12 protein-coding genes and 1 riboswitch are annotated in these 14,261 nt (G+C 42.0%); of the genes, 3 read left to right on the top strand and 9 right to left on the bottom strand.

The genetic code is table 11. The features are described 5' to 3' along the window. Window positions 1–151 precede the first annotated feature (151 nt). A riboswitch (FMN riboswitch) is annotated at window positions 152–286 on the bottom strand. A 416-nt stretch (window positions 287–702) separates the two neighbouring features. From BQ4305_RS09530 to serA, 3 genes are all read left to right on the top strand, one after another. Beyond that, window positions 703–1,083 (top strand): class I SAM-dependent methyltransferase, encoded by a 381-nt coding sequence (locus BQ4305_RS09530; protein WP_110927577.1) that lies wholly within the window; start codon window positions 703–705, stop codon window positions 1,081–1,083. 17 nt (window positions 1,084–1,100) lie between these two features. Continuing rightward, entirely contained in the window at window positions 1,101–1,457 is a 357-nt protein-coding gene (locus BQ4305_RS09525) for a hypothetical protein (RefSeq protein ID WP_110927576.1), read from the top strand. A 406-nt stretch (window positions 1,458–1,863) separates the two neighbouring features. After that, the gene (gene serA, locus BQ4305_RS09520; protein WP_110927575.1) at window positions 1,864–3,438 is read left to right on the top strand and encodes a phosphoglycerate dehydrogenase; all 1,575 of its coding nucleotides are present in this window, start codon (window positions 1,864–1,866) and stop codon (window positions 3,436–3,438) included. Window positions 3,439–3,725: 287 nt separating this feature from the next. Here the strand turns inward: serA and BQ4305_RS09515 are convergent, their stop codons facing one another. The 9 genes from BQ4305_RS09515 to resB form a co-directional block, all read right to left on the bottom strand. Then, window positions 3,726–4,664, bottom strand: coding sequence for a TIGR03943 family putative permease subunit (locus tag BQ4305_RS09515; protein WP_110927574.1), 939 nt, complete (start codon window positions 4,662–4,664; stop codon window positions 3,726–3,728). An 11-nt stretch (window positions 4,665–4,675) separates the two neighbouring features. Next, window positions 4,676–5,683: a permease gene (locus tag BQ4305_RS09510; protein WP_110927573.1), complete on the bottom strand. Its 1,008-nt coding sequence runs from the start codon at window positions 5,681–5,683 to the stop codon at window positions 4,676–4,678. 27 nt (window positions 5,684–5,710) lie between these two features. Further along, window positions 5,711–6,538, bottom strand: coding sequence for an iron chelate uptake ABC transporter family permease subunit (locus BQ4305_RS09505; protein WP_110927572.1), 828 nt, complete (start codon window positions 6,536–6,538; stop codon window positions 5,711–5,713). Beyond that, window positions 6,475–7,191 (bottom strand): metal ABC transporter ATP-binding protein, encoded by a 717-nt coding sequence (locus BQ4305_RS09500; RefSeq protein WP_110927571.1) that lies wholly within the window; start codon window positions 7,189–7,191, stop codon window positions 6,475–6,477. The genes BQ4305_RS09505 and BQ4305_RS09500 overlap by 64 nt, the downstream gene beginning before the upstream one ends. A gap of 78 nt (window positions 7,192–7,269) precedes the next feature. Then, on the bottom strand, window positions 7,270–8,259 hold the full coding sequence (locus tag BQ4305_RS09495) for a metal ABC transporter substrate-binding protein (protein ID WP_110927570.1): 990 nt from the start codon (window positions 8,257–8,259) through the stop codon (window positions 7,270–7,272). Window positions 8,260–8,758: 499 nt separating this feature from the next. Further along, window positions 8,759–10,528 carry an ATP-binding protein gene (locus BQ4305_RS09490; RefSeq protein ID WP_110927569.1) on the bottom strand — a complete coding sequence of 590 codons (1,770 nt, stop codon included), beginning with the start codon at window positions 10,526–10,528 and terminating at the stop codon, window positions 8,759–8,761. Next, entirely contained in the window at window positions 10,525–11,244 is a 720-nt protein-coding gene (locus BQ4305_RS09485) for a response regulator transcription factor (RefSeq protein ID WP_110927568.1), read from the bottom strand. Before BQ4305_RS09485 ends, BQ4305_RS09490 begins: the two co-directional genes overlap by 4 nt. 190 nt (window positions 11,245–11,434) lie before the next feature. After that, window positions 11,435–12,619: a c-type cytochrome biogenesis protein CcsB gene (gene ccsB, locus BQ4305_RS09480; RefSeq protein WP_110927567.1), complete on the bottom strand. Its 1,185-nt coding sequence runs from the start codon at window positions 12,617–12,619 to the stop codon at window positions 11,435–11,437. Then, window positions 12,612–14,258, bottom strand: coding sequence for a cytochrome c biogenesis protein ResB (gene resB / locus BQ4305_RS09475; protein WP_110927566.1), 1,647 nt, complete (start codon window positions 14,256–14,258; stop codon window positions 12,612–12,614). Before resB ends, ccsB begins: the two co-directional genes overlap by 8 nt. Window positions 14,259–14,261 lie beyond the last annotated feature (3 nt).

Here is a 14,261-nt window from a genome sequence, read left to right as displayed (position 1 = left end):
GATCTACCCTAGAAAAGAGGATTGGCTCCTTGGCCGGCAGTGCGGTATCTCTGTCATCCATTCAAAAATAAACCCTTTAATCAAAGTGATTAAAGGGAGACATTAAGGCTGCAGAAATAAACGCCCGCAAAAATCTGACGCTTCCGGAAACCTCCATCTTCTCCCATCCAGACTATACTGTCGGCTTTGGAATCTCACCAAATCCTGCCCCGAAAGGCTCGCGGGCTTAGAAGAAATGTTCTTCATCACCGCCGGTGGGGAATTTCGCCCCGCCCCGAAGATAGACCTATAAAATTAATTGTATCCTTTAGGTTCGGAACGATCAACACGCTGTATTTTGCAGAAATGTGGAGCCTTTGATTTTTTGGAGATTCTTCTGATTTCCCCGAAAAACAGTCAATATCAGAGAATTCCCAATCAAAATCCTGCCAAAATCCTGCCAAAACTCGGCCGATACGAATGACCTATTAGATTGATTTGATTTTAACTTAGAAATCATAAAAAAACAAGGAAAACAGCTTCCTGTTACCATACGAAATCATCCTCTGAATGGTTCTTTCCGATTGGCTCTTAAAATCAGTTTTTTGTTTAAACACAATGCGGTCTTATGATTTGTCATGATGCTGCGAAAGGTCAGTTATTTGACCATGCCTATGATACATATTAGGCTGAAAGTACTTTTTAATTTAAGGGGGTGTATTCATGGACCATACAAAACGTTTTAATGGCAAAGCTGAAAGCTACTCTAAATTCCGCCCGAGTTACCCAGATGAATTAATCACGGACTTAATCGCGGACCATAACCTAAATGAGCATTCACTTATTGCCGATATCGGTTCCGGTACAGGGATCCTGACAAAAAAATTAATAAATTTTAACCTGAAGATAATGGCTGTTGAGCCAAATACCGAAATGAGAAGCATCGCTGAGAGTCAATTACGAGATCATCCCCTGTTTACTTCCGTGAACGGGACGGCTGAGAATACAGCCTTGGCGTCCGGCACAATTGATTTTATTACAGTGGCCAGGCGTTTCACTGGTTTGACCTTGCAGCTTTTAAAAGAGAATGTCAGCGAATCTTAAAGCCAGCAGGAACAGTGATGATTATTTCAAACAGCCGGGTCTTGGATGCAGATATTATCAAGGATATCATTGCTGCTTACACGAAATATTCTGCTGATTTCGTCGGTTTTTCTAATGGATTGGACGAATCTGGTGAAATCTACAAACGTTTTTTCAACAGAGGAAACTATCAATCCAAGTCTTACAATTATCCTTTAATCTATAATAAAGAGCGTTTTATCGGACGGCACTTGTCTGCTTCTTATGCACCAAAGAAAGAGGACGAGAAATATACTTTGTTTATTGAAGAATTGGAGCGTATCTTTGACAAATATAATCATTCCGGACTTGTGACCTTGCCGAATGTCACAAAGGCGCACTGCGGTTTTGCTTAAAATCAGCTATACAGTCAGGATTGCCTCACATTTCACAACTAAGTTCAGCAATCACATTCGCATACTTTCCTGGTGGTAAACAGCCGGAAAGTATGTGCCCCTCTTTCCCTGTCTATACAGGATGTAACTCCGTATAGTTTTTAAATCCCTCTTCTCTTTTCCAGAGGATTCAGTGGGTTTTTTAGAGACCTTGCCAGCGGCTTTTACCCGATGCCACATTCTTAATTTTAAAAATAAATTTCACTTAGTTGCTTTAAGGCCTTAAAGCTTAATACGGCGCACTTCTTAGCGAATATTCATTTTTTTAAAACGGTTACATTCATCTAGGTCAAATTGACAGTTTATACAATACAATTGTAAAATTAACTGAAATTTACGAGAACTTAGACTAGGAAGGTGTTCATACGTGTACCGGATATTAGTAGCAGATGCCATTAAACCAGAAGGATTAGGACCGCTTTTAGAGGCTTCTAACATTGAGCTCATTCAGCAAACGGTCGAAGAAGCAGCAGACGAGCTGGATCAAATTGATGCCATACTTGTCAGAAGTGCAACAAAAGTAACAGAAGAATTGATGGATCGCATGCCAAAATTAAAAATCATTGCCCGTGCAGGAGTCGGGGTTGATAATATTGATATTCCTGCCGCAACCAAACGCGGGATCGTGGTTGTCAATGCACCGGACGGAAATACGATTTCAACAGCCGAACATACTTTTGCCATGATGTCATCCTTGATGCGTCATATTCCGCAAGCTTATGCTTCACTTAAAAGGGGAGAATGGAAACGTTCTTCTTACACAGGTACAGAACTTCGGGGCAAAACTCTCGGAATTGTCGGTTTTGGACGTATCGGCGGCGAAATTGCCAGCAGAGCCAAAGCTTTCGGGATGGAGGTTGTCGTATTCGATCCGTTTTTAACTGCTGACCGCGCAAAGAAAATGTCAGTAACTTCTCTTCCGCTTAATGAGCTGCTGCCTAAAGCGGATATCATTACCGTACATACTCCTTTAACAAGTGAAACAAGAGGACTATTGAATAAAGAGACATTATCTGCTTGTAAAAAGGGTGTCTATCTTCTTAACTGTGCCCGCGGAGGCATCATTGATGAGGAAGATCTGTATGAATTAATCATTCAAGGACATGTAGCGGGCGCTGCCCTGGATGTCTTTGTAGAAGAGCCTCCAACCGGTCATAAATTGCTGGAATTGGAACAAGTCATTGCTACCCCTCACTTGGGGGCATCTACGAAAGAAGCTCAATTAAATGTAGCCGTCCAGGTTGCACAAGAAGTCCTAACCTACTTTAATGGAAATCCTGTCTCTAACTCTATTAATCTTCCGGCTATTTCCAAGGAAGTTTTTACAAAGGTTCAGCCTTTCCACAAACTTGTTCAGGATATGGGATCAATCGCTTCTCAATCTGTAAAAGAAGGCATTCAGGAAATTTCAATAACATATGCCGGCGAATCTTTTGACTTTGATACAGCAATCCTGACAAAGACTTTGATTTCAGGCTTTTTCAAATCACGCATCGATGTGCCTGTCAATGAAGTGAACGCCTTGCTGGTTGCCAAGGAAAGAGGAATCACGATCGGTGAAAAAATCTCCTCTGAAACCTTTGGCTATGCGAATTTAATTACGGTTAAAGTAAAAGGCGATTCACGTGAATTTACAATAAGCGGAACATATATCAATAATTATGGGGCAAGAATTGTAAGCCTGAATGAATTTAAAATCGATTTCCAGCCGGAAGGCAATCTATTATACGTTCAACACACAGACAAACCTGGTGTTATCGGCCATCTCGGTAAACTTCTCGGAGACGCAGGCGTCAATATTGCCACTATGCAGGTTGGCCGAAAACAGGCCGGCGGCGAGGCCATTATGCTTCTTTCTTTTGACAAACCGCTTGATGACAGCCTTAGAACACTTCTGGATCAAGTACAAGAGATTACGTATATGGTCCGTATAACGTTATAAACAGTAAAGGCTAAAAATGCAAACGATCACCTTTCTCTGTGAGAAAGGTGATCGTTTTTTCTCTATGCTGCATGGTTTCCGTTTTATACACACTTTCCGAGGTTGCGGGCAGAAACCCGCAGCCGCCCCCTTGTGCTGTTCCCCACACATCAAACCATCTATCAGCCAGAACAAGCTCTCCTATTCCTAAGGGTATTCTGCTACTGCCTCATCCTCCTTATAAAAACTTCTATTAACCGCGTTTGAAACCGCAAGTCTTTCTCTTCCTTATATTCCTCACCCGGCCATTACAGCACTTCCACATCTAATGGATACAAATAGGGCTCCTCCGGTTCGCTAATCTCTTCCCACTCTGTAATTTTAATTAAAGGCATTTTCACACCATTATAGTCCGTTAATTCAATTACTCCGCTGGCCTTTAGCCACGTATCTTCTTTTACAGCCGAGGCTTCAGGAAACTCAGATAAAAATCCGATAATACTGGAGTCTGCGACACAGTGTGTAATTAAAAACCTGGAAAGAACAAGCTGATCCTTTTCAAATCCGCTCTCTTTATAGACAAAACCGTTTAATTCTATTTTCCTTCCTTCATACTTTGAGAGATTCATATTAATTTCTTCATAATAAGTGGAATAAAGAGTATCTGACATTATAATTTTAGAACTGGTTTGTAATTGCTTTTTCAGGTTTTCATAGTCTTCCCGGGAAACAATTGTTTTATTTAAACTGGCAAGGTCAATGTTATGATCAGTTACTCCCGACTCAGTACCATCATCCTGCCTATTTCCGTCTGCTGTCTGATCAGTGCCTTGTCTTTCATTTGATAAAACAGCCATTCCTCCTTTTTTATTGGCAATCGCAGAATCCAGCACCTTGGCCGGCAGAACAAAGCCCGTAAATATTGGAAAACAGATGATTACATAAGGAATCAGTTTCTTCACATTCATTGGCGAATCACCATGATCATGGTGATGATGATCATGGTGGCATTCCTGGTAATCATGTGCACAATTGGAATGATTATCTCTATTACTGCGAAGCCCTATTATTCTGATTAATTGAATGATAAATAGGATTAAAAATAGAATGGCAGCTATTTGACTTAGTTCTTTATATTTCGGATTAATAAATTTTGTTATCTCTCCAGTATAATGAAGATGGAAAAGCAAAATGGAAAAAGCTAATAAAATGCAGGCTCTTACCGATTGCTGTACAGGAAACTTCATGACCCTCCCCCTCACATGAATTTTTGTATGATCATAATGATAAAAAATACAAACGCAATAATGATAAGCAGCAGGCTGCATACAAATCTAGCTCGAAATACACTTAGCATCATTAGCGTATTCTTCAGATCCATCATAGGGCCGAATACTAAGAAACCCAGAACCGAAGAAGTCGGCAGAATTGAATTAAAGGATGCACCGATAAAAGCATCCGCTTCAGAGCAGAGGGATAATACATAAGCCAGTCCCATCATGATTAGTAATGAAACAGCCGGGCCGCTGCCAGCCTCCAGTAATGTTTTTACAGGTACATATGTTTGAACACACGCAGCTAAAAAAGCGCCGATAATTAAATACTTCGCCATATCAAAAAATTCATCAATCGAATGTGTCAGCATCGACCAAAATTTCCTGGAAAGAGTGGTGTCAGAATGAGTCTGTATGTGTTCTGGCTTCATAAGCTGAGACTCTTTTAACTGATTTCCCTTAAAAAACAGGCTGACTGCATAAGCCGCTAAAAGAGCAATAATAAAGCCCGCGCCCATTCGCAAAGCAGCAACCTTTATGTCATTTCCGAATGCCATATATGTAGAAGCTATTACAATTGGATTGATTAAAGGACCCGTTAACATAAACCCTATCGCGGCATAAATAGGAACACCTTTTTTTACAAGTCTGCGAATGATCGGCACAATGGCACACTCACAGGCTGGAAAAAGGGCGCCGACGATACAGCTCATCATAATAGCTAAATATTTGTTTTTAGGGATCAAGCGCTGAATATGTTCCTCTGTAACAAAAATCTGGATCATTCCGGCAATCAGCACACCGATCAGCACAAATGGAAGAGCTTCAATTAATATACTTAAAAAGATTGTATTTACATGTAAAAATGAAGGCGGTAAATGAAACGAAAAGCTAAAAATAGAACTGCCTGGAAATGCAAACAATAAGATAAGAAAACCGATGATAAAAATTCCTGCAAAATCTATGATGCTGCCAAAAAGATTACGATACATGTCTGCCTCCAATACGGTTAAACCATTTTAAAATGAGTAGGTTCTTTTTACTAGATAAAAACTCTTTTGTATCACAAAACCAAGTAAAAGGATAATGACCAGCAATAAAGTAATCGTTGCTCCCGGCGGGGTGCCTAAATAATAGGACGTGCACAAACCCGCAAGGACTCCAAAGAAAGCGGCAATGACTGCTGTAACTAATACCCACTTAAAGCCTTTTGCCAGCTTTATCGCAAAGGCCGCAGGCAATACAAGCAGAGCAGACACAAGCAGGACTCCAATAATTGGAATGATCACGGCTATAACAATGCCCGTCAGTATACTGAAGGAGAGCGACAAAACCTTTGTATTGATTCCGCTTGTGAATGCCGTATCTTCATCAAAAGTCAATAAATAGAGCGGCCTCTTCAATATCCAAAAATACAAAAGTACTAAAACGGCAACTGCGGACAGCATGTAGACCTGCGGATAACTTATCGTTACAATCGATCCGAATAAATACTGTTCCACACTCGTTGTAATCCCTCCGGCACTGATACTCATCAAGAAGAGTGCGAGAGACAGCCCGGCAGCCATTAAAATCGCTATGGATACTTCTGAGTAAGAGAAATAAGCCCTTCTCATATATTCTACTGATATAGCTCCGATAATCACGACCAAAAAGCTGGAAAAGGTCAAATTTGTATGCAGAAAATAACCCAAGGCAACACCTGCAAGCGAAATATGAGACAGTGTGTCAGCCATTAAAGCCTGCCTTCTTAAAACAAGAAAAACTCCCAAGAGAGGAGCGATCAGCGCAATGAGCCCGCCGGCCCAAAATGCCCGCTGCATGAATGCAAGGTCAAACATTTCCATGTGTCCCGCTCTCCTTTCTCAAGATGAATAATTTTATCAAGATATGGTTTTACATCGTCCTGATCATGGGTAACCATCATAATGGTGCTGCGGTGTTTTTTTACTCTGTGACTCATGAATGCATAAAAGCTTTTCCTGCTTTCCACGTCCATTCCTGCTGTTGGCTCATCAAGGATGAGCAGATCTGGCTCAGAGGCTAATACACGGGAAATACAAATCTTCTGTTTTTGGCCGCCTGACAAGCTGCCAATTTTTTGATTTCGAAATTCCCACATCCCGGTCATTTCTAAAGAATTCTGGATGATTTTTTCATCATCGGCATTCATTTTTGAAAACCATTTCCCTTTTTGATAGCGACCAGAACGCACTAATTCCCACACGGTGCTTGGGAATCCTGCATTAAAAGAGGCGATCTGCTGAGGAACATACCCGATTTTCAATCGGTCGCCTTTTTCATTCTTTTCACTCAGATAAATCTCCCCATCCCATGGTGTAAGCAGTCCCAGGATTATTTTCAAGAGTGTCGATTTAGATGCTCCATTCGGCCCCGTCACCCCAACAAACTCCCCGCTTTTCACTTCGAATGAAACATTCTCTAATGATGGGATATGCCCGTACCCAAACCTGACACGATCGGCTTTGACTAAAAGCAAAACATTCACTCCTTTCAAAGACAAAAGGGTGAATAATTGGATCCTTCACCCTTTTATCTCTTCTATTTTTCTATTCTTCTATTTTTCTAAAGCATTCTTTAACTTTTCTAAGTTATTATTCATTATGCTGATGTAATCCGCGCCATTTTTCTGGTCTTCTTCACTTAAGCCCTCCAGCGTATTTAAAACTTCCGTGTCGGCTCCAATTTCATCTGCCAATGTTTGAGCGACTTTTGGAGAAGCTGTTTCCTCAAAGAAAATAGTGGAAATCTCATGTTCTTTAGCAAATTCCTTTAATTCGCCAAGTTTAGCAGGGCTAGGTTCATTTTCAGGAGACAGGCCTGCGATTGCTACTTGTTCTAGCCCATATTCATCTGCTAAATATCCAAATGCCGCATGCTGTGTAATAATTTCTTTGTTTGGCACATCACTAAGCGTATTTTTAAATTGCTGATCAAGCTCTTTCAGTTGGGAAATATAATCATCACTATTTTTTCTATATGTTTTTTCGTTATCTGGGTCTTTCTCAATCAGTGCATTCGTAATATTCATTACTTCTTTTTGAGCAAGGACCGGACTTAGCCAGACATGAGGGTCTTTTTCGTGATGGTGTTCATGTTCTTCGCCTTCTTCATGGCTGCTTTCTTCATGTTCTCCCTCTTCCCCTTCGTGCTCATGTTCATGTTCTTCCTGGCCGTCCATCAGACTGATTCCTTCGCTCGCTTTAACCAGGATAGTGTCAGAATCTAAACTTGACGCCATATCCGGCACCCATGTTTCCATATATTCGCTGTCATATACGAAAAGGTCGGCCTGCTGAATATTGCCGATATCTTTTGGCGTCGGCTCCCAATCGTGCGGTTCAATCGATGAAGGAATTAGCAAATCTACTTCTGCTAAATCTCCCGCAACATTTTTTGTAAATTCGTACCTAGGATAAAAGGAAGTAACAATATGCACTTTATCTTTTTTCTCCTGCGTCTTCTCTTTACTGGATTCCTCCTGACACCCTGCAAGTATAAGAGGCACTGCTAATAAAGGTGCCAATAAATTTTTCATTTTTTTCATATGTAACCCTCCGACATTCACATTTTTTTGCGCGCCTGAAAATTATATCGTAATGATTTCGATTTGTAAATTGAAATCATTACGATTTATACTCTTTTTATATTTCAAATAATCATGCGAAACCTAGCTAAAATCCAAATAATGATTATTTATAAATCAAACAAAATATTTCATCTCAATTCATAAAAATAAGGAGTTCCACTCTTATAAAAACGGGTCTAAAAGAGAAGCAGGAAACAGCTTGTCCCCAAACAAAAACAGACAAAACAGCACGAGACAAAGTATGAGTAAAAAGAGATGGCTCATCGCCTGTTTAATGATCACCATTAACCCCCCCTATGATTCAATTAGGAACTATTACGATTTATACCCTATATCTATGTATAGGATTCTTTTATATGACCAAGACTCTCTGCTTTCGAATGATAGACTTAGAAAAACCTGGAAGCAGTTGCTTCCAGGCAATCCGTACTTGGTTACGATAGCGGCTGAGTAAATCTTAATTGCGTTTCGGCAGGATAAAGCTGAAGGCTGTTCCTTTACCAGGAAGGCTGTTGACCGTAATATATCCATCGTGTGCATGAATGATATTTTTGGCTATGGCAAGTCCAAGCCCTGTGCCGGCCTTCCCTCTCGTCCTGGCTTTGTCCGCCTTGTAAAAACGTTCAAAAACGAATGGCAGGTCTTCTTCGGGGATACCTGGTCCTGTATCTTGAACGATAATGACCAGCCCTTTCCGCTCATTTGTCTTTTGAATAATTTGGATTTCTCCTCCCGCCGGTGTATGGCGGAGTGCATTATCAATTAAATTTGTCAAAACCTGTTCAATCCGGTCCGGATCGAAAATCCAGGAAATCTGCTCATTTTCAAGCTCGGTCATAATCCGGACCTCTTTCTCTCGCGCTAATCCATGGAACTTGCTCGCGACCCGTGTCAAATAAGGAGCCAGTTCTATTTCATCAACAGTCAGGCGCATATGCCCGGATTCCACTCTGGCTAAATCTAATAGATCGTTAACCAGGCGTCCCATTCTTAGTGATTCATCATAGATAATTTTAGCCATTTCATTTTTCTCTTCTTCGCTGCCCGCAATATCATCCACAATCGCTTCGCTGTATCCCTGAAGCATGGAAATTGGAGTCCTCAATTCGTGAGAAACATTGGCTAGGAAGTCAATCCTCAGCTTATCCATCTTTCTTTCATCGGTAATATCTCTTATGATGGCGACAGCTCCCCGTATTTCCTGGCTGCTGTAGAGCGGGCTGACAATGATGCCCCAGTCTCTCCCCTGCAGCGAGATTTCAGCAGTTCGCTCCTTGCCGTGAATTTCTGATTCATCAAACAGATTCATCAGAACACGGGGGACGATATCCGTTTCATTTCTTGATGTATCCTTTTCAAAATACCAGCTTTGCAGAAAACGTTCAGCAGGAGGATTCGTCTCGAGAATTTCTCCCTTTTTACTGAAGGTAATGACCCCATCCGCCATACTGCTGAGAATACTGGAAAGATGCTCTTTTTCCTGATTGAGCTCCGTGATATTAAACTTCAGCTGCTCGCGCATCTGGTTGAAGGCGATGGCCAATTCACCGATCTCATCCTGAGTCAGCACAGGTACTCTTGTGTCAAATTTCCCTCTGGCAACCGCCAATGCCGCTTCACGCATTTTACGCAGCGGTGCATTGATTCTTGTCGAAAGGAAAAAAGCAAACACCGTAGTCAAAATAATGGCCACCCCTGCAGCCAGCAGGATGAATCGGGTCGTCGATTGAACAGCCTCTTCTGTTGATTCAAGGGACTTAATCAAGAATACTTCATCCGCCTCACCATCTTTCTCAAGCGGGACACCGACGACAATCGCCTGTACGTCTCCTCCTTTTTCCAAAGGAAGCACCATTTCTTTTTTGATCGTCTTTCTTTCAGTAAATACCTTTCCCAAATCCCGGTCGCCCTTGATGTACTGAGGAGTTATCCCCGTTTTCTCTAAATCGACAGAAGAAAAAAGGACGGTTTCATCATTTAGCACCAGCATTTTGGTGTCATCGCCCAATAACTCAGAAGAAATTTCCAGTACATGATCCATACTCTCATGTTCATTCGACACCGCCACGATTTGCTTGGCAACTCTTGTTAAATCCCTTTCAACCGTGATAATTTGGTTGTTTCCAAAAAACTCAACCAACAAAATGGTCAAAACCAGCAGTACCAATGAAACAAGAATCAAAATGGTCGCCCATAGCTTTCCGACTACACTTCTCCAGATCATCAGTCGTTCATTACTTCGAACTTATAACCTACTCCCCAAACCGTTACGATCATTTTGGCGGCATTCTCGGATATGCGGCTCAACTTTTCACGCAGACGCTTTACATGGGTATCCACTGTTCGAAGATCTCCAAAAAATTCATAATGCCAGACTTCCTTCAGCAGTCTTTCCCGATCAAAAACTTTATCAGGCGACTTCGCCAAAAAGTACAGGAGTTCATATTCCTTTGGTGTCAGAGATACCTCTGTTCCGTCTGCTGTAACCCGGTGGGCGTCATTATCGATTGTCAGGTGAGAGAACACAATGACATCCTTGGTGACAGCTTTTTCCTGTACGTACTTCTGGCTGCTTGCTGAACGTCGCAAAAGGGCCTTTACCCTAAGAACCACTTCCCGAGGACTGAACGGTTTGACGATATAGTCATCCGTCCCGACTTCAAATCCCTGAACCCGGTTCACTTCCTCTCCTTTTGCTGTCAGCATGATAATCGGCGTTGCCTTCTCCTTCCGAATCTCCTGGCACACCTCAATCCCGTCTTTGCCCGGCATCATGATATCCAGCAAAATTAAGTCATATTCATTCTCAAGCGCTTTCTCCAGCGCAGTATCACCATTTTCAGCTTCGTCGATTATGTAGTCTTCCCGCTCCAAATACATTTTCAACAAGCGGCGGATTCTTTCCTCATCATCTACTACCAAAATCTTTGGTCCACTGTTCATGTATACATCACTCCCTCTATATAGTTTACAAAATGATGCGTATGATTACTAATTTTTTAGGCAGCAAAACAGAAGAAGCGACTCGTTTTTCACTGATCCGTCACAAATTAAGCAGTAAAACAGCCGCTTTCCAGCATTAACATAGAAAAATCCTTCCGTCGGTATAACGGAAAGACCTTTATTTTCCTATTTAGCTTCCGGCATAGGAATGAAGGCCGGCAATGACCAGATTGACAAAAATCAGATTGAATATAATGATGCAAAATCCAATCACAGCAAGCCAGGCTGATTTCTCCCCCTGCCATCCCCTGGCAAGCCGCAAATGCAAAAACGCTGCATAAAACAGCCAAGTAATTAGCGCCCACACTTCTTTAGGATCCCATCCCCAAAAGCGTGTCCAGGCAATTTGGGCCCATATCATTGCAAATATCAACGCTCCTAGTGTAAAAATAGGAAAACCGATCAGTACAGACCTATAGCTGATTTCATCCAGAAGCTCCAAATTAGCATTCCTGACAAGCGGCTGAAGCAAGGCTGCCACTCTTTTCCTGAAAATCAGCCGCAGCAAGACGTAAAGCACAAGTCCGGATCCAATCGACCATAGGACCGTATTGAGCTTCTTCGCATTAATCCATGGTGATACTTCAAATAGGGGGGACATTCTATCCGGGGTAACCAGTTCTCCTTCATTCGGGCCTGACAAAGCCGGAAGGTTAAATTCCTGCTGACTGGCCTGTCCCTTTTTATCAATCCAATTAAATTCCGCTTTATAGTCCATAGAGGCATAAATGGAAGAAACCAAAATAAAACCTATTGTGCATACAATGGAAAACATGATCATCTCCAGCCAAAAGGTTCGCTTGCCAGCCACATTTTGGTCTACAGCTTTAATTAAATAAATGATGGCAACGACAAAGCTGATAGCCAAAACGGACTGTCCAACAGCTGCGGTTGTGACATGGATATGAAGCCAGTCGCTCTGCAAAGCCGGAATGAGCGGTGAAATTTCTCTTGGAAACATGCTCGCATATGCAATGATCAGCAAAGCAACCGGCAGGGCAAACAAGCCAAGCGAAGGCGTCTTATAAATAAAGTAAATCATAATGAAAGCACCGACCAGCATCATTCCAAAGAACGTTGTAAATTCAAACAAATTACTGACAGGAGCATGCCCGGCAGCAATCCACCTCGTAATGAAATAAGCGATTTGGGAAGCAAAGCCCAGAATGGTGATCGATATTCCCAAAAGCGCCCACTTGTTCTGTTTTTGTTCTTCACTGCCCTTCTTTTCTTTTATCGAACCTCCAAACAAAAAGGTTGCAATCAAATATAAGATAAAGGATGCATACAGAAAATTACTGCTCAATTCAGCCATTTATAACTTCCCCCTTATTTGAAGCTTTCCCGTCCAGCTGATCATCTGGAACAGCAATCGGCGTCCCTTCAATCACATAGGCAATGTCCTTCCTCAGGCTCAGCCAGTTTTTATTTGTATGGCCGGCCAGCAGAACGCTGCTGCCCTTTCTCTTGATCCAGATACGGCGATGATTCCAATAAGAACCTTGAATAACGCCAATCATAAAAATGATGCCTCCTGCAAACAGGATTCCTAATGTCAGGTCTTTTCTGACGGTAAGACCTGTTACATTCTTTGTTTCAATTCCGGCAAATTCCATTTTATATTGGTTTTCCCCGAGCGGTTCAAGATTTTGCTGAATCGCAACAAAGCTCGTTTCTCCTTCAGGAGTTTCAGGAGTAAACATTTTAAAGAAAAAGGCAGGATTATCAGGGACTTTTGTGGCCGTCGTCGGCTTCCCATCCTCAGTAAATTCAAAGTCAGGAAAATAGCTCATCAGCTCAACGGAATACCCTTTCCCAAGGTCATACTTTTGCTGCGGGTCGTTCAAGTCCACTTTCATGGAGCCATGCTTCTCCCCTGTTTCCTTATCAACCAGATTAAACGACATTGCGCTCAGTTCATCCATCTTGAAGTCCACTTGATATAAAGCATAGCCGCCCTCTTTTAAAGGCTGATTCACTTTGATTTCTGAATCCTTGATTTTTTTGAGCTTTGGCTTTTCGCCAGGCAATTTACCGCTTTCATTTTCATAAAGGGTTACATTTGCCTGATAATTTTTGGCTACAGAGCCGGTTTGTTCGAGCGCTGCCTTAAACTTCTCATCTTCCTTTTCTTCCTTGCTGTACGTTTCCAAAATAAACGCGTTATTTTTCAAATAATAGTGGCCGTCTGTCCCTGGAATTTCTTTCGTTTCCCCTTCGCGAAGCCATAGAACCTTGTCCACATACATCCCTGGGACTGAACGTAAAAGGGCTCCCACCAGGAATACGATTAAGCCAATATGGTTCACATAAGGACCCCAGCGGGAAAAGCGCCCTTTTTCCGCCAGCAGGCTGCCATCTTTCATCCGAACCTTGTACCGTTTTTTCTCAAGCCTTTCCTGAAGCTCTTCTAATTGAATAGATTGATCTGTATGTACGGAAGAGTAGAGGCGCTGTCTCTTAAAGAAACTGTCATGCTTGACTATACGCTGATTCTTTAATGACCGGTACAGCGGGAAAAATCGATCGATACTCGCTATAAGCAAAGATGTGCCGAGCATGGCGATAATGATGATATACCACCAGGATCCATATAAATTATGGAAACCGAGCGTGTAATACATCGTTCCAAACCATCCATATTCATCCTTATAATAATCAGCGGGAGGAACATTTTGCGGTATGTACATTTCCTGAGGAAGAATCGTCCCGACCGCCGAAGCAGCTAAAGCGAGGACAATCAGGGACACTCCCACTTTAACAGAGGAAAAGAAATTCCAAATTTTATCGATCACTGTTTTATTATATGTCTGTGAACGTCTTGCGCTGCCTTCATAGCGCATGTCTGCCAGCTTGTTATCTGCATTTTCCGTCACCAGCAGGCGTCCGCAGCTTTCACAAAGAACCGTTCCCCTCGGGCTGACATGCCCGCATTCGCACCTCAGATCGTTCATATA

The sequence above is a fragment of the Bacillus massiliglaciei genome (assembly GCF_900098925.1).
Lineage (GTDB): Bacteria > Bacillota > Bacilli > Bacillales > DSM-1321 > Peribacillus > Peribacillus massiliglaciei.
Note: the sequence above shows the minus strand (reverse complement) of the source record. Positions and strands in the feature narration are given on the sequence as shown.

Excerpts from the sequence above, each read along its gene's own strand:
- BQ4305_RS09530 (WP_110927577.1), top strand. The coding sequence starts at position 703 with ATGGACCATACAAAACGTTTTAATGGCAAAGCTGAAAGCTACTCTAAA.
- BQ4305_RS09525 (WP_110927576.1), top strand. The coding sequence starts at position 1,101 with ATGATTATTTCAAACAGCCGGGTCTTGGATGCAGATATTATCAAGGAT.
- BQ4305_RS09515 (WP_110927574.1), bottom strand. The coding sequence starts at position 4,664 with ATGAAGTTTCCTGTACAGCAATCGGTAAGAGCCTGCATTTTATTAGCT.
- BQ4305_RS09510 (WP_110927573.1), bottom strand. The coding sequence starts at position 5,683 with ATGTATCGTAATCTTTTTGGCAGCATCATAGATTTTGCAGGAATTTTT.
- BQ4305_RS09505 (WP_110927572.1), bottom strand. The coding sequence starts at position 6,538 with ATGGAAATGTTTGACCTTGCATTCATGCAGCGGGCATTTTGGGCCGGC.
- BQ4305_RS09495 (WP_110927570.1), bottom strand. The coding sequence starts at position 8,259 with ATGAAAAAAATGAAAAATTTATTGGCACCTTTATTAGCAGTGCCTCTT.
- BQ4305_RS09485 (WP_110927568.1), bottom strand. The coding sequence starts at position 11,244 with ATGAACAGTGGACCAAAGATTTTGGTAGTAGATGATGAGGAAAGAATC.
- ccsB (WP_110927567.1), bottom strand. The coding sequence starts at position 12,619 with ATGGCTGAATTGAGCAGTAATTTTCTGTATGCATCCTTTATCTTATAT.
- resB (WP_110927566.1), bottom strand. The coding sequence starts at position 14,258 with ATGAACGATCTGAGGTGCGAATGCGGGCATGTCAGCCCGAGGGGAACG.